Below are 18116 nucleotides of genomic sequence, written 5' to 3'. Positions count from 1 at the left end.
GGCCGGTGCTCTTTCAGGTGTCACCTTCCTTCCGCCCTACGTTATGATTGAGTCGCCCCTCAGGACTATGCTTCGTTTGCCTGTGGTCCGGAATTGAACATGCCCAACGACCAGTCCGTCGTCCCCGCGACGGTCACGCTGCCTGAGATTACCGTCAAGGCGGTCGTCCTGTCGGTGATCCTCGCCGCGATACTGGCGGCGGCTAATGCCTATCTCGGATTGTTCGCGGGCATGACCGTCTCCGCGTCGATTCCAGCCGCCGTCGCCTCCATGGCGATTCTTCGACTGTTCCGGCGATCGAACATTCTCGAAAACAATATCGTGCAGACCGCCGCCTCGTCCGGCGAAGCGCTCGCCGCCGGGGTGATCTTCACGATTCCCGCCTTGCTGTTGGTCGGTTATTGGTCCGACTTCGACTACTGGCAGACCACCGTGATCGCCGCGGTCGGCGGGCTGCTCGGCGTGCTCTTCACCATCCCGTTGAGACGGGCGCTTATCGTGACGGCCCGCTTGCGGTTTCCTGAAGGGTTGGCGACGGCGGAAGTGTTGAAGGTCGCGAGAGGGGAACGGCAGGGACAGTCGGGCGACTTCAAGGCGCTGGCAACCGCGTCCCTCATCGGCGGAGCAGTGAAGTTCTGCGAGAGCGGCTTGCGCCTGTGGGCCGAATCGGTCGAGGGGGCGGCACAGGTCGGGCGAACGGTCCTCTACGCCGGCATCAATCTGTCGCCCGCATTGCTCGCCGTCGGCTATATCATCGGCCTCCAGACCTCGGTGGTCGTCTTTGCCGGCGGTGTGGTCGGTTGGCTCATCCTGATGCCGGCGTACGGGCTGTTGAACGGCCTGCCGCCCGATCTGGCCGGCTTGGCCGCGGCCAGGACGATCTGGAGCCAGCACATTCGCTACGTGGGCATTGGCGCGATGTTGGTGGGCGGCTTGTGGACGCTGACGAAGCTGCGCGAGCCCGTCTGGAAGAGTGTCCGGTCGCTTCGTGACAGTTATCAGGCCTCCCGCGTCGCGCAGATCGATTCGGCCGTGGCGAGGACGGAGCAGGATGCGTCGTTGCCGTGGATCACCGTCCCGTTCATCCTCTCGTTGCTCCCGATGGCCTGGATCTATTCACGTGTCGTGGACAGTCTGTCGATCGGCCTCGTCATGACGGTCGTGATGGCGCTGGCCGCCTTTCTCTTCTCCTCGGTTGCGGCCTACATGGCGGGACTGGTCGGGAGTTCGAGCAATCCCGTCTCGGGCGTAACGATCGCAACGATCATGCTGGCGGCCTTGCTGCTCGTGCTGTTCATGGGCGCGGGCCATCCGGCCGGTCCTGCTGCGGCGCTCGTGATCGGGGCGGTGGTGTGCTGCGCCGCTGCGATGGGAGGGGACAACCTCCAGGATCTCAAGACCGGCCATTTGGTCGGCGCCACTCCCTGGAAGCAGCAGATCATGCAAGTCGTCGGCGTGTTGACCGGCGCCCTCATCCTTGTGCCGGTGCTGTCGCTACTCCACGCCAAGTACGGCATCGGCGAACCCACGGCCGTGCATCCACATCCGTTGAGCGCGCCGCAGGCCACGTTGATGGCGAGCCTCACGCGGAGCGTCTTCGGGCAGGGGCTACCGTGGCCCCTTGTAGGGCTCGGAGCAGCGATCGGCATCCTGGTGATCCTGTTGGACGGGAAACTGAACGCGCGCCGGAGCGACTTTCGTCTACCAGTCCTCGCCGTCGCGCTCGGCATCTACCTGCCGCTGAAACTCTCTGCCGCCATCGTCGTCGGAGGCGTCATCGCCGCCTTGGCCCAACGGACGGCACCCAGGGGACAAGAATCCTCGCGAGTGGGCCTGTTGTTCTCTGCCGGATTGATCACCGGAGAGGCTTTGATGGGCATCCTCCTGGCGATGCCGATCGCGCTGACCGCGTTGATTCCCGGTCTCTCCGCCGATCCCTTTACGCTCTTCGATGCGCCTCCGATAGGAGGCTGGCCAGGACTTGCGATCGTCGTACTGGTGGGCGCCGTGCTCTATCGAATGGCCATCCGCCCTGCAACATCCTAAGCTGATTCCTTGTCAACGCGTGACTGATCAGGACCGCTGGGCCATCGGTTTCTAAATCAGGTGATCCTGTTCATGAACGGTGGAGGGGAAGGACAGGGAAGGTCGGACGGTTCGCTTGTCCACTCGAGCTCGTGGTAAGACGTATTGGTCGATAAATCCTGAAGCACGGGTATGCCCTCGTATGAGGTTGCTCCGCAATGTACGTACCGTATGTGATGGAAGGACACCATGGCACGATCCAGACGACCTGAACTCGAAAAGGACAACCCGTCGGCCCCGTCGGTCTATGTGGGACGCCGGCGGAAGGGCAGGAATCTTCGCGGAGACGGCGGCACAAGTATCATCGAAACGTTGGAGCATCTCACGGATGCAGCGGAGCGGTTCGTAAATCGAGTCCCCAGACTGCGGAAGCACGAAACGGAACGACAGGCGCTGCTGGATGCCATCACGCAAGCGCAGCTGACCTTGTCCGTCCAAATAGTCTCCTCCCACAATTCGGCTGGCTAGTGTTGCGTCCCAGAAGTTCTGTCGCGGTGAGCCGGTCGAACCATGAACGAAACTCTTTGAAAGTGGGCGCCCTTCGACCGGCTCAGGGTGAACGGATTATTACAGGAACTTACGGGACACCACACTAGCAGGCTGCTGACAAAGTCCGCCAGCGGCGTGGTCACCTCGTACCGGGGGCTCGAACAGGCGGTTATAACGTTCGGACGAGACAGGCGGCGAGCCAGACGGTATCTCAAAGACAATGAACGATTGAGCAGTCTCCTCGACGAAGTCCTATCGATGGTGCGGCCGAAGAGTGGAGCGGTTTGGATGGATATCCCCGGACTCTATCTTGCACCACCCGCGGCAGACTGGTAACGGAGACGGTTGAAGTAGGATTCCCCGCCCTGGGTCGTGTTGCCGTAGATGCCGATCGCGCGCATCCGCTTGTCTCTGTCGGCCCGCTCCTGTTCGTCTTCCTCGGCCCTTCGATTGAGATAATTGATCGTCGCCTCGAAGCTGGTCATGTCGGCGAGATTCTTGCCGCCGATTTGGCCCAGACCGGCCGCTCTCCCACTGGAGTCGCCTCCCGAGGACGATTGCGCCACCATCTGACCGTGAGCCGACGGGACGGAGCAGGCTCCAACTGCCAACGTAAGAACCAGACTGACCAGGAGGCTGATGAGAAGCATCATCGTGGATCCATTCCTTTCTTGACGACTCGAGAGTAGGCAGGCTGAACCGAAACTCCGCCGTCTTGGATTGGAGTGCGGTCACTGAGCGCGAAGCGTGGTCGCCAAGCCCAAACTGTTCCGGCTCAGCTTGAGCCGACCGGTACGGCCCATACGATCGACTTCGTGAAACACTTCGAACCAGCTCAACTCAGGCAGGCTACGGATCAATTGTCCCAAGGCGCAGTCCGGATGGGCTCTCACCGCTTCGAGAATCTGATCGGCAGCAGTGTGTTGGTCCATATCACCCTCCCAGGTTCGAGCAATGCGTGAGTGTCTACACTCACAATCGATCAACTGTGCTAGTCGTGTGCAAATCGCGGTCCTGCGACTGGATGGTGAGCAGACCGAGTGAACGGCTGTAGTTCCATATGATTATGGGCAGTCGACCCTTTAGGCGTTTGGCTCCCGACACACCTCAGACATTTTCGCTCATGCCACGCTGAGCGAAATCGCTCAGAGTTATTGGCCTCACCCCTTACAGTCATTTCCCCCTTCAAGCTCATGGCTTGATTTACGCTGAGACCTTCCCAGCGCCTGAGGGTGGTCGATTCTCGCGCTCATGCGGCGGAATACTGACTCGGATTAGCAGGCTGTTGGCAAAGTCCGCCAGCGGCGTTCTCGCATCGCTCAGAGGCTCAACGTACGGCAAAGAGTACGCTTCGCCTCTTCACTCGCTGCGGCCTTGCTGGACGGCCTTTCTGAACAGCCTGCAGGGCATGCGGATGGCGTCCGTGACCTCAGGCACGACTCCATTTCCGAGGTCATCACACAGTTTGTCAACACTGTTAGGGTACGGAGCAGTGAGAGGCGGCGGAGGCTCAGGCGAACCGGAAAGCCGGCCGCCTAAGCGAGAACACCGACCATGTCAGATGTTTGAAGATGATGATCTGGAGACGCCGTCGTTCTTCCGGCGTGACGGAGAGGAACTCGGCACCGAACGTACGGCAACCGACATGACGCACCGTGGTCCCGATGAGTCGCAGTGGAGGCCCTCCATCCGGGAGATAGAGAATGAGCGTGATTTGGCTGCCTCGATAGGGCGGTGTGAGGCTTGCGACCTGGCAGCCGGTCTTGGAGAGGTCGATGAGCGTCCCTTTGACCTGGGCCACGGACCCATGGATTTCTTCCGACGTGAAGCTCACCGGGCAATCCACCGGCGCCCGTTCGGCGCCCCGCCGATCCATCCCATCCCCATCCCCATCTCCGTCCTGTGCATGAGATCCACTCTGTCTCTCGTGCCCGTCTTGCGCCAATGTCTCCATAGCTCTTTGTTGAGCTGAATCCGGCTCCTCCAGTTTGACCGTCACATCGAGTGGAGTGGTGTTCATCTGCGTCACCTTCTTGTGTACCCGTAACGAGTACCGCGTGCAGTTGACGATACGACCGTCACCTTCGTTTTGCCTTTCCCTAAGGCGAGGGGGCTGATCCCCCTCCAATGGGGAAGGCGAAAGCTTTTAGTATCTCGCAAACACGGCGGCGTAAAAACTAGTGATCTCCCCCTGTTCTTCCTTCACCGAACCGAACCCTGTAAGATGCACTCGTCGCCCATTCCTGATGTGGTCCGCACAGGGCATGGATTGCCGCAGGGATCGGACGACGAGATTATCAACCATTCATTGAACGTGAGGGATTCATGACGGTCATGCATCGGGCGATCGGTTTGGCGTTATGTGCATTCTTGTGGACCGGATCGGGCTGGGCGGCCGACCCGGCGGACGTGGAGAAATTTGTGAAAGCCCGCATCGAGATCGGGGAGATGATGACCAACTATTTCGCCGGCGGGGGGAGCAACGGCCCGGGGCAACGGCCCTCGCCCGAACAGATGCAGGACATGCGGGCGGACATCAATGCCAAGCTCGGCAAGGTCCTGGCGAAGTATGACTTGACCGTCGAGGAGTACCGCGCGCGCAGCAAGGAAGTGTTCGCCGACGAAGCCGGCGTGAAGAGCTTTCTCGACGCGCATCCCGACCTGAAGCAACGATACGATGCCCTGCCGCTCGACCGCATGGGCCGCGGCGGAGGATCGAGCAGAGGATACTAAGTGCAATTGAGGGAACGAGCCATACCAGCCGCTTGGGCACATGGCTGCCTTGTCATGTTCTGTCTCCTGGCGTGGCCGGCGATCACGCAACCGGCGGCGGAACCGGCCAGGCCGGAACCGGGCCAAGGCACCTGGCGAACGGCCGCTCCGGCCCCACTGAAACGGACGGAGGCGGTCGCCGCCACGGTGAACGGCAAGATTTACGTCGTGGGAGGATTCGAGCCGCCCGGTTTGGGTAACCTCACCAAACTGGCGATCACGTCAGCGCTCGAGGAATACGACCCTGCATCGGATCGATGGACGGCAAAAACCTCCATGCCGATGGGACTGCACCACGTGGGCATTGGAGTAGCCGGCGGCATCGTGTACGTAATCGGCGGCTACAGGCAATCGGGCCTGAGCGTCTGGCAACCGGTCGCCTCCGTCTATGCCTATGATCCTGGCACGGACATCTGGACCGAGCGGACACCCATGCCGACCGCCCGCGGAGCTTTGGCGGTGACGGAGTTCGGCGGAACGCTCTACGCGGTCGGAGGCTTCGGCGAGAAGGGCAACAGCGCAGCGGTCGAGGCCTACGATCCGGCCAGCGACCGGTGGGTGTCTCGGGCGTCGTTGCCGACCCCCCGAGACCATCTGGCTGTCACCACACTTGGTGGGAAGATCTATGCGATCGGAGGTCGGCTCAACGGGGACTATCAGCGGAACCTCGCCGTCACAGAGAGCTACGATCCTGCCTTGGATCGATGGGAGACGGCCCCGCCGCTGCCGACCGCTCGGAGCGGGATCGCGGCAGTCTCGCTCAAAGACAAGCTCTATGTGTTCGGAGGGGAAGGTCCCGAGGGCACGTTCCGCGAGAATGAGGCATTCGATCCGGTGAGGCGCACGTGGCAAGCGATGGCCCCGATGCCGACCGGACGACATGGTCTGGGAGCCGCCGGGCTCGAGGGAGGGATCCATGTCATCGATGGAGGTCCAACCCCTGGCGGCTCTTTCAGCAATCTGCACGAGATCTTCACGCCGCCGGCTCCTCACTGAGTCTTTGCTCATAGAATCAGAATAGATCCTCGCTGAATCAAAATATTCTCGTCTCCTGCATCCTCCACGTAGTACGCCACATCATCGTCATCCACATTCCCGCTGATTTCTCTCGGTTCCCAAGAGGAACCTCCACTTCAGATCAAGGGCATTGGAGTTGCACGTGTTAGCTTGTTACCACATTCCGGGTGTGTTCTCCTCACACTTTCGGTATCAGCACTGACTGGGACCGATCGATAAGGTAACTTCCCATGTTCCATGACTCGTTCCTGCGTCATTCCGGAAAGGGTCGGCCCTGTCCCTACTGTTCCTCGACCAAGACCAACGAGATCAGTCAATACCTGCTCGGGTGTTCGCACCTGGCGCTGCAACGCTGCGGGGAGTTCCTTTTGAAGGCCGCGGCCCGGTTTGACACGGGAGAGGAGGATGCGGCCCTGGAGCAGGCCGTCTATGCGCGTGAGGAATTGGACCGGTCACGCTATCTGGAGGATCAATGGAGGGTGGGCCTGACCAGCGCCGCCGGTTCGGTGAAGGACATCGAAACCCACTTAAAGGAACACCTAGAGAAACAGGAAGGCAGCAGAGTCGGAATTCCATCTCCGCTCGGAGCCGCGGTCAGCGGCACCTTCGCGCCGGACAGTCGGACCGGCACCCATGACGCCAGTGAGGAGGATCGGCCGCGCAGGAGGGAGGCGATCCGCCAATACACGCTGGACGTAATCGGCATCTACACCTATCGCTGGGACCGCCTACAGAGTTTCGACCTGCTGAATCTCTCAGACCCGGAGCTGGCCCATGCCTATATGCGTCTGAGCGACCGCCTCACCTTGCCGGCCCCTCCCGACATGACGCCCACCCGACGAGAAAAACGTTCTAATGCGGGCTAGAGCCGCCAGGGGCTTACCGGTTTTCCAGCCTGTTGTAGTCCAACGATCCCGCATCGACGGGGTCGGTGCGGCGGTAGGTTTCATGGATCACGTCGCTATGGTGCCAGAACTCCCGGTTGGTACGGCGCAGGGCGAATCGTTCAGCGAGCTTGCGATAGTCCTCTTCGCCGCCGAGCGAGGCCACCATGGCGATGAACTCCAGCAGGTCCTGCCGCTTCACCCGATAGAAGGCGTTGGGATAGGCGCCGATGAGTCCTCGCGCCACGGTGATCCCGTCTTCATCGGGCAGGCGGCGAGATTCCGTATTGAAGAGCGAGGCGATATTGCTGAACCCGTTGTCGTGCAGCAGTGTGTAGAGTCGGTCCTCGCGCCCGGCTCCGTCCGGGTCGTCCGTCACGGTGAGCAGAGCGACTTCCGGCATCCACTGTAGCGTCTGCCCCTTGATCTTGGACAATCCCTGCAGTGGTTCACGCACATCGGAGTCTTTCTCGCCCGCCACGTCATACGCCTGGTTCAACGCGCCGGTGAGGTGCCGGCCCAGCATGTCGAACAGCTCGTGCTTGGGCCGGTCCGTCTGATACCGGATCCCGCTTTCCTTCCCGACGTTGATGTGGCGCCCCAAAACGTAGTCCTTCACCGACTCATGCGCGTCCCGATACCAAAAATCCCGTTCTCGCTCCCGGTCCTTGATGGGTAGAAGCAGGAGAAAATTGGATTCTCCCTCCATTCGGAGAAAATCCATGTACAGCCGCGTATCGAGTTGGTGGCCCGAGAAACCGTAGACGTCAAAGCCCGCAACGAGCAGATAGTAGATCCGCTCAAACAGGTCATAGGATATGAGCCAGGCGGTTTTCGGATCGTCGCCGACCAGGCCCTGAACGACAGAAGCGCTGTCCGCATGACGGAACACGGTCAGAGCAGCGTTCCGATTCTGTCCACGGCCGTTCCAGATGAACGCCAATCCGGCCGCTTCGCCCTTGAGGTCGAGCGATTCAAGATAAGCCTGCTTCGCCTTGAGAAACTCATTCTGCATGCGGGAGTACTTCATCCAGGAAACCAGGCCGAGCCGGCTTGTCCCTTCGGCCGTCGGCAGATACAGATAGTCGCTCGTTTCGGCCAGATACGCGTCCTTGCCGTCGAGCGCGACGCTGTCCGGATCGATGAAGAATATCCAGAACCGATCGTCGATCACGTTCAGCGCGACCTGTCCCCGGCAGACCGGCCCCTTGATGAACTGCATGACGAAGGTCTGCGCGTCATCCAGGAGAAACTTGTAACGCGACCGGACCGGCAGGTCACGGAAGGCGATGAAGGGGTTGGAGGCGACCCCTGGCTCATAGCCGGGAAGCGAACGGACCTCGAACGGTGCGTCGAGGAACAACTCGGTGAACCGTAGCTTCCGCGCCCGGCTCAGCCCGTAGGGAATGTGCGTTTTGGCGAGAAGCCCGGCATGCACCGGTTCGAGGCGGTAATAGACTCTGGCCACACCGGGATCGTCATAAGGCCGGCGCGTCGCGATCTGGTCGATCGGCCGGCCTGGCGCCGTGCGCGACCGAACGAGGCGGAACCATTGCCGATCCGGAGACCCGTCGAAATAGAGATGGGTCAGGTGCAGATGCTCGTACAGGTAGCGACTCATGAGGGCCTGCTTCGGAGTCTCGCCGTTGAGGAAGGCTTCCCATTCATCGACCTGCGTCGTGACCGCGGGCGGAAGCGGATCAGGAACGCGATACGGGGCTCCCTGCTGGATCCATCGGATGAGCGTGTAATACTCGTCGTCGATCAGGCCGGGCAAGCCGTAGGGCATGCCCCAGAGGGGATACTTTTGGGCGAACGCATCGAACTGGCTGTCGGTGGGACATTGCTGGTCCCGATCGAGCGACAGATCGAAGCTGTCTGACAAAATGGGGTGGTCCGGCAGCGGGTGCGTCCGCTTGAGCGCCAACATGCGCGCGAAGACGCCGGCGCGCCGCTGCTCCTCGGTCGCCTTCCCATCTTCCTGCAGGACCGGGAAGAATTTCTTGTCGCGCCAGGCCGCGACCGTGCCGGCATCCTCGAACAGTCTGGTCGGCTCCGCCGTGAGGAGCCGCATGGCGTCATAGACCGGTTTCTTATTGGCCCCGCGTGCCAGTCCCTCATACGCGGTCAGGTTCAACTGGCAGGGCGCGTCGTAGCAGCCATGGCACACGACGCAGCGGCGTTCCAGAATCGGCTGCACGTCCCGCCAATAATCCACCGTCGCGATCCCCGCCGAGCTCGAAGGCAATGGTGCCGGGACCGCAGCCTGCTTCGACGGACCGGATCGGGCGCAGCCGCTCAGTGCCAGCAACACCATCGTCACGATCCAGGCGCTGAGCACCATTCGACGCCCGTTCTCCATGTTGCGAACCATACCCACGCTTTCGCCTTCGGCATGGCGGCCGTTGAACCTGGTCCCGCTCATCGGTCTCCGTCGTTGTTCGGACATCAGGCCGATTACTCTAGCACAACGAGGCGCAGAAGCGGTCCCTCGTGCGAGCGCCATGGCGCGCGAGCGATGTCGAACGAAGCGACGGCGGTGCCGGACCATTGACAAAGTCCGTACGCGCCAAGGAAAATCATGCAGCCCGTGTCGTCGAAACTCCTCACTGTCCAAGCGAGCACATCGGTCCCCGCGGCAGACGCGGATGAGGAACCCTCGTTCCCGCCTTACGGCGGCCCCCCTGTTCTGTCGTACGGATTCCGACCGTTTTTTCTGTCGGCTTCGCTGTTTGCCGGCCTGGCCGTGCCGATCTGGGCTCTGCTGTTTGCCGGAACCGGCAGCGCCTCCTTCCTCTATCCTCCGCGGGATTGGCACGTCCACGAGATGCTCTTCGGCTTTCTGTCGGCCGTCATCGCGGGCTTTCTGCTGACTGCGGTCCCGAACTGGACCGGACGCGCGCCGCTGCGCGGCATCCCGCTCCTTGGCCTGTGGCTCTTATGGGTGACGGGCCGTCTGGGCCTGGCGGTACCGATTCTTTCTCCGCTCGCCGTTGCCGCCCTCGATGCCTCATTTCTGATCTTCCTGGCCTCGCTGCTCTGGCGAGAACTGATCGCCGCGTCCGCTTGGGCACACACGCCTATCGCGATCATCATCAGCCTCTACGCCGCAGCGAATGTATTGTTTCATGCGACCGCCCTGCGCGGCCTGCCGACCGACTTGTCGGAGCGGCTCGTCCTCGCCCTGGTCATGCTCCTGTTGACGGTCATCGGCGGACGGATCACGCCGACTTTGACCCGCGAATTTCTGGCGCAGTCCGGCACCGCAACGCTGCCGGCGGAGTTTTCGCGCTTCGACGTCCTCTCGATGTTATCGATCCTGATCGCCGCCGCCCTGTGGATCGCCAGTCCCGACGCCGTTATAGCCGGATGGGCGTTCATGGCCGCCGGTGTCATGAATCTTGCGCGCCTCCGGCGCTGGCGCGGGTGGGCGGGCCGCACGGAGCCGCTGGTCCTCATCCTTCACGTCGGATACGGGTGGCTCGTGTGCTCCCTGCTCGTGCTCGGAGGCACGCTGCTCGGGGCGGGGATACCTCAGGCCAACGCCCTGCATACGTTGACCACAGGCGCGGTCGGTACCATGACTCTCGCCGTCATGACCCGCGCGAGCCTGGGACATACGGGACGACCGAAGCGGGCCGGCGCGCTGACGGTCGCCATCTATCTGCTGGTCAACATGGGCGCCATGGTGCGCATTCTCGTCCCACAGGTAGAAGCGCCGACGGCGCTGACCCATACGGTCCTCCAACTGTCGGCCGCAGCTTGGAGCGGCGCGTATCTGCTTTTCGCCGCCGGTTACGGGTTGTTGCTCATACGACCGTCGGTGGATGAATAATGAGAACAGGGGCTTTTCAGTCACGGCTCGGCAGACATATACTTTGACCGCCGGCCGGGAGTATGTGAAAGTGACGGTTCTCCGCGGCCGTGGTCGCCAGAAAGCGAGGCTCTCATGAAACGTGTCGCGTTCCTACTGCTCGTTCTTGGTTTCGGATCACCGGCCGGCGCCGAGAACGCGGCATGGACGGGTACCTGGGTGCTCCGGGAAAATCAGCCGGGCGGCCAGCTCACGATGAAGATCGAGGAAATGACGTCGGGCTGGAAGATCACCTACAAAGTCGTGGGTCCGGGCGCGCCGGGGGCCAGCGATACAACGATCGTCACCTCGCTCGACGGCAGGGATGTGCCGGTTTTGATCGACGGTAAGCCCTCAAAACAAACGATGGGCATCAGCAGGGTGGACGGCCGCCACACGCTCAACATCATTAAATTCGGCGGAAAGGAAATCGGCGTCTCCAAGGCGGAACTCTCCGCGGACGAGAAGCTCATCAGGGTGGAGACGGATTATCCGGAATCGAATCTCGGGGCGCCGGCTGGAAAGCAGATTCAGTTTTGGGATCGCAAAGAACGAGCCGGCTCTCCCTAGCCCGCATTATTCATGAGCGCTTCTACTGCAATCGCCGATCCGCTGCTGCGACAAGCCTGCGTGCGGAGTTTCGCCACGCAGGCCGGCGGCCTCGCCGCTCGGTCGGTCGACATACTGCACGAGTATGCCTTCCTCCCTCACGGCTCCGCGCGCCGGTCTCGCGACGCAGCTCCGCGATTTCGCGACGAACCGTCATGAATAATGCGGGCGAGACGGATCCACGGGTCACCAACACCGCCAAACTCGCTCCGGCTGAGAGATGCTTCTCAGCCGGCCTTCTTCCGGACCGGCCGCTAGCGGCGGTAGATTTCCAACTCGTTGTCGACGCGCGTGACCCCGGTGACTTGCGACGCCACTTTTCCTGCTCGTGTGCGTTGATCCGCCGTCTCGACCGTGCCACGCAGGTGAACCAGGCCGTTCCTGGTCTCGACCTCGACTCGCGAAGGATCGACGACCTTCTCGTAAGCGAACCTCGACTCGATGGCGAGGGTGATCTCGCCGTCGTCGAAGTATCGATCGGACGTCGCGCGAGGAGTCTCGCAGGCCGCCAGCATCGCCAGCGTGCAGCCTGCGACCATCGCCATCACCCATCGAATCGGCCGCCACAGCGTCCGCTTCTGTCGGAGTGTCATGTGCGCACCTCGCCATCAAGGTGACGCCCACCATTTTCCTGCTGTGTTCATGCTATCACCCCCCGCATAGGCGATGCCAAGACCGGCTGAGACCGGTTCCAGCCCATACGCGGGCACGATCCGATGATTTCCGCTCGATTGCGCCGGTGCTCAGTCTCCCGGGCTTCGATCCGGACGACCAGGTTCTGCCGGTGAAACAGAGTCGAAAGTACGGATTGTCCGGAACAAGACAGCCTGTCCACCTTGGGAAGCCCGGCAGGCTCACGTGTTTTCTTGACTAGCAAGGAGGCTGCGCTAATCTGACGGTGATCAACCGATTCACCAGGAGCGGGGAGGCATCTATGAAATTCCGAGCGATAGGATCTGTAGTGTTGTGTTTATGTGCGCTGCTGTTCCAGCACGAAGCGCGCGCGGCAAGCGTTTCGGACAACGGTCCGGGGTGCGGTCTGGGTAAGCTCGCCTGGACGGACTATGGGAATCCAAAGCAGATCGCGCCCCAGGTGATGATGGCCACGACGAACGCCACGTTCGGCAGCCAGACGTTCGGCATCTCCTCCGGCACATCCGGCTGCAGCAACGACGGCGTGATTATGAAAAACAAGCACATCAACATCGCCAGTCATGCCTTCGATCGTCTGGCCGAGGACATGGCTCGTGGGACAGGCGAACATCTGGCGTCGCTGGCGACGCTGCTCGGGGTACCGGAGGAGGCGCAGCCGGCATTCTTCGCGCTCGTCCAAGAGCGGTATCAAAGCCTGGTCGGACCGGAGGACGCGACGGCGATCACACTGCTCAAGGTGTTGCAGACCGCGATGGCGGAACGCCCCGCGCTCGCCCACCTGTCGTTCGTCGGCGAGGATGTAGGAGGACCGAACTGAGGGAAGGAGAAAAGACCGCTGACGGCAGGCCTACGGTTTGACGACGAAATGCACGCTCCGGTTGACCTGCATGCAATCCTCATCGTGCCGGAAGCATAGGGGGCGGTCCTTTCCGTAGCTGGTCGTATCGACCTCGACGTCTAATCCGAGGTCCTCGAGGTAATGTTTCACGTTTCTGGCGCGCATTTCCCCCAACACCATGTTGTAGGCGGCGGTTCCGATTTCGTCTCCCCGTCCTTCAAGCAGCAGGCCCGCGACTCCCTCCCGACGCAGGCGCTTGGCGTTGGCCTCCAGCACCGGAACCGCGTCGGGTCGAATCGTGTACCGGTCGAAATCGAACAGCACGTCCAGCAGTGAGCCCTTGGACATCCCCGTGTCATTTCTGGCCGCCAACTCCGCGCGCATCGTCGGACCGGACCGCCGGGAAGCCGTGCTCGGATCGGCCGGCGCGATGTGCTTAATGACAGGCTCGTCGATCCGCTCTCTACGAGATGCCTGTTCGTCACCGGTGCCGGATCCATAGAGACTGCTGCAAGCCTGCAGGCTCAAAACCGTCACAGCCAGAATCCCCATCAGCGCGATCTCGGTGGACTTTTTCATCATGCCTCCTTATGCCTCCTTCTCAACACACCTAGTCTGACTGGAGAAAGCAAAGACAGTGCCATTGCTTCTCATCACTGGTCCGGACGGCCGATCCGACCACCCGACCTCGGTCCTGTGGGAAACTTTCAGAATTCCACCGTTCGTCCCGCCACCGGCCGGTGGACTGAAACCTGCCGTATGCCCCGGCTCATGGATGTATACGGTAGACGGCTGCGCCGGACTTGTACAGCAGTTCGACGTTTGTCGCCGGTCGAGTCATCACAATTCCGCCCTTCTCCCCGCCGTGGCCGACCGCTGAACCCGGATCGCCTGGTCGCGCTGTGGTGGACTTGCTCCGTTTCACAGCTGAGATGGTCAAGCTCGAACGACTTCGTGCGGCGAAGGCGCTTCGCTGCTTGTTTGAACCGGGTCTCGGCATGAGGCAGAAGTGCTTCGGCAGGTGCTCGGCAATCCGAGGTGACGGAGCCACCGAGAATATCCCTCGCCCCGCACCAGGCTACGGTCGAACTGCACCCGACACTGTGGTAGGGTCCTTCGACATCGAGATGATGAGGTCTCCAATGGACGGCGACTATCCGATGATCGGGGACGACCCCTCGGCCGCGTTTCGGCGTACACGACTGCTCGCGACGGGACTTCTGCTGTTCATGGCGGTGTTGTTCTTCGTCGCGCTCTTGGGCGAACAGCGATATCCGATGCTGGGCTGGCTCCGCGCGTTTGCTGAAGCGGCCATGATCGGTGCGCTTGCCGACTGGTATGCCGTCACGGCGCTGTTCAAGCGACCCATGGGATTGCCCATCCCACACACCGAAATCATCCCGCGCAACAAGGATCGCATCGCCTCGAGTATTGGAAGTCTGACTCAACGCAAGCTGGTCACCCCGGAGGCTATCGGCAGACTGGTGGAGTCGTGGCACATTCCGGAAGAATTGACGGCAGTGCTCGTCGATCCACGGCGGAGAGAGGCGCTCACCCAGGAACTCGCCGGCTTGCTGGCCCGCATGCTCGAAGTTTCTGAGGATGCGGCCGTGCAGCGGTTCATCCGTCACCTTGCGACCAGGTTGCTCGATGGTCTGACGGTGGCGCCGCTGACGCGACAGCTCGTTTCGAGTGTCTTGCACAGCCTCCAACGCGATCGGTTATTCAACGACGCGCTGGCCCTCGCCATCGAATATGTCGATAGGCATCGAGATCCCTTGTCCAACATGGTCGCTCAGAAACTGCCTTGGTCGCGATTGCTCAGCTTGGTGCATCTCGACAAGCGAGTCGCCAGGCGGATGATCGGGTGGTTTCGCTCGGTGTTACGGGACGTGCAGGATCATCCGGACGATTCCGTGAGGCAGAGCGCGGAGCAGTGGTTCGTATCCTCTCACGATGGGTCGCAGCAGGTCACGGCGATCAAGGAGTTGTTGACATCTCCTATTCTGCTGCAGGTCATCGACCATTCCTGGCACCGCCTGAAGCACTGGCTGCTCGTGGATTTGAAGCAGGAGCATTCGGAGACCCGCGCCTATCTCGATGCAGCATTGGCCGGTCTCGGCGACACGCTCAAGCGAGATGAGGACGTCGTGAGATTATTTCAAGAGGGGTTACAGAATCTGGTGGTCGATCTTGCCACGAGGCACCGAGACAGAATCGGCGAACTCGTCACCAACACGGTCCGCGATTGGTCTATCGCGCACATGGTGGAAACGATCGAGCGAGAGGTCGGCAAAGATCTGCAATTCATTCGCATCAACGGAACAGTGGTCGGGGGGATGATCGGCCTTCTCCTCTATGCCGTCGCGATGCTTTTCAGCAAGATGTAAGAGGGGCAAGCCATGAGCATCCTGTCTACTCTGTCCCAATCGATCCGGGAAATCCGAAGCATGCCTCACCCACTATCGTGCGGGACGCTTTCGATGGTCCGGCGACGGGAATGGCCTCGTAGTGAAGACGACTGAATGAGAGTGTGGCCTCCGACACAACCCTGTCGAGCGCTGCCGGATCCGACGGCTGGAGCCGAGCGGAAAACAGGTTGATCGCGCTCAGCTTCAGTTGCCTGCTGATCTCGCCGGCAAGATCAGCAAGGCCGGTTCGGAGGGAAGCCTCAACAGCATCCTTTGAGATCACGAGACCGACCAACCAAGCCGGGCCTGGCAGCTCCAGGTGAAAATCTTCGACCGAGTGGTCCAAGCTTTTGGACAGATCGTCGGACCTGTGAGGATTGAGCATGAGCCTGCCTGACGCCTTGGCGCCTTTCCCGCCGCAGCTCAGCGTGATCCCGTCAGATCTGATCCTGCCCTTGATCCACTCAAGATCTGCGACTTCTTTCTGCGTTTCAGCCAGAGCGGCGGCCAATTGGGCTTGCGAAAAACCGGCCTCGCGTGGAACGGCGATACGAGCGATATAGATATCCTGCTGTATGCGGTCGATGGATCCGAGCGCAAACGGGGAGGAGCGGTACCAACAGCCGGGGTGCTGCTCGTGTCCCGTGCGCTCAGAGTCCTCCGCCTGGACCGATGCGGACAGAAAGATGGAAGCACCAGAGGACATCGAGACATCCAACTCAAATCGGCCGGAGCCATCAGTGATTGACTCTGCGACAGATGGGGGGAATCGACCGGCTTGGTTCGAACGGTTGAGCGGGAGGTTGAGATTGACCCGTGCGTTTGAAACAGCACTCATACTGTCCGCGCTCGGTTGAGATCTGTTGGTGACGTACTGCCGCACGAACGACGTGATATCCGTGATCTCGTACAGAGTGCCGTGCAACCTCACGCACACACCTCGAAGAAGTTTTGCGCACTGATTCGCTCGCAGGCGTATATCACGGTCGTCCTTCAGGCGACAAGATCTCTTCACCACCCGTGCTGGCTGTGCTATCGTTAGCGCCATTTCCATTCATGCCGGCGGTGGAGGAGGTAACGCATGAACGATCAGCGCAGACCCGGATTTGCAAAGATCCGATGTTGCATCCTTCAGACGACAGTGCTCTCGGTGTTCCTGGTGGCTATCGCCTCGTCGGTGTTGGTTGTGGATGCTCCGGTGCGGGCCGCGAATTTCACGGAAACGGCCGATAGCTGGATCGAGCAGATACTCAAAGGTCTTTTCAAGCAGGACCAGTACCCGGAGCTGACACCGAAGCGGGGACCGTTTCCTCCCTCAACGAATTTCATGCAACTCTCGCTTGACGAGGCGATGGCCCTGTTTCTCAAGCAGAACCTCGATCTTATCATTGCCCATTACGGAATCGATGCCGCGAAAGGACGACAAATCACCGCACGCCTTTTTCCCAACCCCACGCTGGCTGTCAACACACTGAGTTCCTATACTCAGGGTTGTCACATGAGCACATGCGGCGCCGTCGGCCCGAGCGTCAGTCAGCTTTTCGAGGTTGCCGGCAAAAGAGGCTACAGAATACGTGCGGCCGAATTGGAGGCGCTATCCGTCGAGGCCCGGTTTGAAGACGCCGTTCGGCAATTGGGTTTCACGCTCAAGGATAATTATTTTCGCCTGCAACGGCAACGCGGGCATCTGACTATCGACCAACGTGCCTTGAACATCCTCGTCAAACTGCTTCAACCGGATAAGAAAAAGCAATTCACGTCGGAACTGGAGCGGACCAGGCTGGGATTGTTGACTGTGAATACTGAAGCCGAGGTGCTGCGCGATCTGCAACGGGTTGAGGATGCGTCGGGCGACCTCCGAGTCATGTTGCGACTGTCCCCGGATGTCGAGCTCGATTTGGAAACCCCCCTCATCTACCGCGCTTTGGAGTTGAATCTTGCCGAGCTGATGCAGTACGCATCCGAAAATCGGCCCGACATTCGGGCGCTACGGCTCGTTCGTGACAAACGAAAGACTGAGTTGCAACTGGCCAGAGTGATCCCGTATCCCAACGTGACGGCACAACTCGGATATGCGGTTCAAGGCCCTCACGGTCCAGACAACCAGCAGCAATGGGCGTTCGGCCTGAGTGTGCCCCTTCCGGTTTTCAACCGGAATCAAGGCGGTATCGTGGAAGCCGAAGTGGCTACACGAGCGGCCGAAGCCGAGGTGGAAAAGGCTCTGGTTCAGATCCAAAACGAAGTCGGTGTCGCCTATCGCAACATCCTACACGCAAAGAGACTTGTCGATGCGACAAGCGGGGCCATCGATCGGGCCACCACGGTATTCCAATCAGCGCAGGAAGGCTATGCCAAGAACGACATCGGCATCCTGGATTTGGAAAACGCGCGTCGCTCTTACGGTGACACGGAGATCAGTCATTTAGAAGCGCTCTTCGGTTACTACGAAAATTTGTTGCGGCTCGAACGATCGACCGGGCGCAATCTCATGCTCTGATGCCCAC

The 18116-nt window shown here is 60.8% G+C and carries 17 protein-coding genes; 10 read left to right on the top strand and 7 right to left on the bottom strand.

Annotated elements, in window-relative coordinates:
* The first annotated feature begins 99 nt into the window (after window positions 1-99).
* Together P0111_09475 and P0111_09470 are read left to right on the top strand one after the other, a co-directional pair.
* Window positions 100-2046, top strand: a complete 1947-nt coding sequence (locus P0111_09475) for an oligopeptide transporter, OPT family (GenBank protein ID MDF0644250.1) — start codon at window positions 100-102, stop codon at window positions 2044-2046.
* 228 nt (window positions 2047-2274) lie between these two features.
* On the top strand, window positions 2275-2553 hold the full coding sequence (locus P0111_09470) for a hypothetical protein (protein ID MDF0644249.1): 279 nt from the start codon (window positions 2275-2277) through the stop codon (window positions 2551-2553).
* Between the two features lie 326 nt (window positions 2554-2879).
* Here the strand turns inward: P0111_09470 and P0111_09465 are convergent, their stop codons facing one another.
* The 3 genes from P0111_09465 to P0111_09455 all read right to left on the bottom strand — a co-directional run bounded on the left by P0111_09465 (window position 2880) and on the right by P0111_09455 (window position 4594).
* Window positions 2880-3227: a hypothetical protein gene (locus P0111_09465; protein ID MDF0644248.1), complete on the bottom strand. Its 348-nt coding sequence runs from the start codon at window positions 3225-3227 to the stop codon at window positions 2880-2882.
* A 78-nt stretch (window positions 3228-3305) separates the two neighbouring features.
* Window positions 3306-3506 carry a hypothetical protein gene (locus tag P0111_09460; GenBank protein MDF0644247.1) on the bottom strand — a complete coding sequence of 67 codons (201 nt, stop codon included), beginning with the start codon at window positions 3504-3506 and terminating at the stop codon, window positions 3306-3308.
* A gap of 578 nt (window positions 3507-4084) precedes the next feature.
* Window positions 4085-4594 carry a PilZ domain-containing protein gene (locus tag P0111_09455; GenBank protein ID MDF0644246.1) on the bottom strand — a complete coding sequence of 170 codons (510 nt, stop codon included), beginning with the start codon at window positions 4592-4594 and terminating at the stop codon, window positions 4085-4087.
* Between the two features lie 305 nt (window positions 4595-4899).
* On the opposite strand from P0111_09455, the gene P0111_09450 reads away from it, so the two are divergent.
* The 3 genes from P0111_09450 (at window position 4900) to P0111_09440 (ending at window position 7229) form a co-directional block, all read left to right on the top strand.
* The gene (locus tag P0111_09450) at window positions 4900-5307 is read left to right on the top strand and encodes a hypothetical protein (protein MDF0644245.1); all 408 of its coding nucleotides are present in this window, start codon (window positions 4900-4902) and stop codon (window positions 5305-5307) included.
* A 54-nt stretch (window positions 5308-5361) separates the two neighbouring features.
* A complete protein-coding gene (locus tag P0111_09445) occupies window positions 5362-6342 on the top strand; it encodes a kelch repeat-containing protein (GenBank protein MDF0644244.1) in 981 nt (326 codons plus the stop codon).
* 251 nt (window positions 6343-6593) lie between these two features.
* Complete coding sequence (locus P0111_09440; protein ID MDF0644243.1) at window positions 6594-7229, top strand: hypothetical protein; 636 nt, start codon at window positions 6594-6596, stop codon at window positions 7227-7229.
* A gap of 13 nt (window positions 7230-7242) precedes the next feature.
* Here P0111_09440 and P0111_09435 read toward each other — a convergent pair whose 3' ends face one another.
* Window positions 7243-9672 carry a fatty acid cis/trans isomerase gene (locus P0111_09435; GenBank protein MDF0644242.1) on the bottom strand — a complete coding sequence of 810 codons (2430 nt, stop codon included), beginning with the start codon at window positions 9670-9672 and terminating at the stop codon, window positions 7243-7245.
* A gap of 156 nt (window positions 9673-9828) precedes the next feature.
* Here P0111_09435 and P0111_09430 point away from each other — a divergent pair, with 156 nt between their 5' ends.
* Window positions 9829-11082 (top strand): NnrS family protein, encoded by a 1254-nt coding sequence (locus tag P0111_09430; GenBank protein ID MDF0644241.1) that lies wholly within the window; start codon window positions 9829-9831, stop codon window positions 11080-11082.
* Window positions 11083-11196: 114 nt separating this feature from the next.
* Window positions 11197-11670, top strand: coding sequence for a hypothetical protein (locus P0111_09425; protein ID MDF0644240.1), 474 nt, complete (start codon window positions 11197-11199; stop codon window positions 11668-11670).
* 293 nt (window positions 11671-11963) lie between these two features.
* On the opposite strand, the gene P0111_09420 is transcribed toward P0111_09425, so the two are convergent.
* Window positions 11964-12302 (bottom strand): BON domain-containing protein, encoded by a 339-nt coding sequence (locus tag P0111_09420; protein ID MDF0644239.1) that lies wholly within the window; start codon window positions 12300-12302, stop codon window positions 11964-11966.
* Window positions 12303-12643: 341 nt separating this feature from the next.
* On the opposite strand from P0111_09420, the gene P0111_09415 reads away from it, so the two are divergent.
* On the top strand, window positions 12644-13180 hold the full coding sequence (locus tag P0111_09415) for a DUF3015 domain-containing protein (protein ID MDF0644238.1): 537 nt from the start codon (window positions 12644-12646) through the stop codon (window positions 13178-13180).
* 30 nt (window positions 13181-13210) lie between these two features.
* Here the strand turns inward: P0111_09415 and P0111_09410 are convergent, their stop codons facing one another.
* Entirely contained in the window at window positions 13211-13783 is a 573-nt protein-coding gene (locus tag P0111_09410) for an OmpA family protein (GenBank protein ID MDF0644237.1), read from the bottom strand.
* Window positions 13784-14343: 560 nt separating this feature from the next.
* On the opposite strand from P0111_09410, the gene P0111_09405 reads away from it, so the two are divergent.
* The gene (locus P0111_09405; protein MDF0644236.1) at window positions 14344-15591 is read left to right on the top strand and encodes a DUF445 domain-containing protein; all 1248 of its coding nucleotides are present in this window, start codon (window positions 14344-14346) and stop codon (window positions 15589-15591) included.
* A 25-nt stretch (window positions 15592-15616) separates the two neighbouring features.
* On the opposite strand, the gene P0111_09400 is transcribed toward P0111_09405, so the two are convergent.
* Complete coding sequence (locus tag P0111_09400) at window positions 15617-16318, bottom strand: hypothetical protein (GenBank protein MDF0644235.1); 702 nt, start codon at window positions 16316-16318, stop codon at window positions 15617-15619.
* Window positions 16319-16693: 375 nt separating this feature from the next.
* Here P0111_09400 and P0111_09395 point away from each other — a divergent pair, with 375 nt between their 5' ends.
* Entirely contained in the window at window positions 16694-18109 is a 1416-nt protein-coding gene (locus tag P0111_09395; protein MDF0644234.1) for a TolC family protein, read from the top strand.
* Window positions 18110-18116: the final 7 nt, after the last annotated feature.

The organism is Nitrospira sp. (assembly GCA_029194535.1).
GTDB lineage: Bacteria > Nitrospirota > Nitrospiria > Nitrospirales > Nitrospiraceae > Nitrospira_C.
This window is presented reverse-complemented; position numbering and strand designations above follow the sequence as displayed.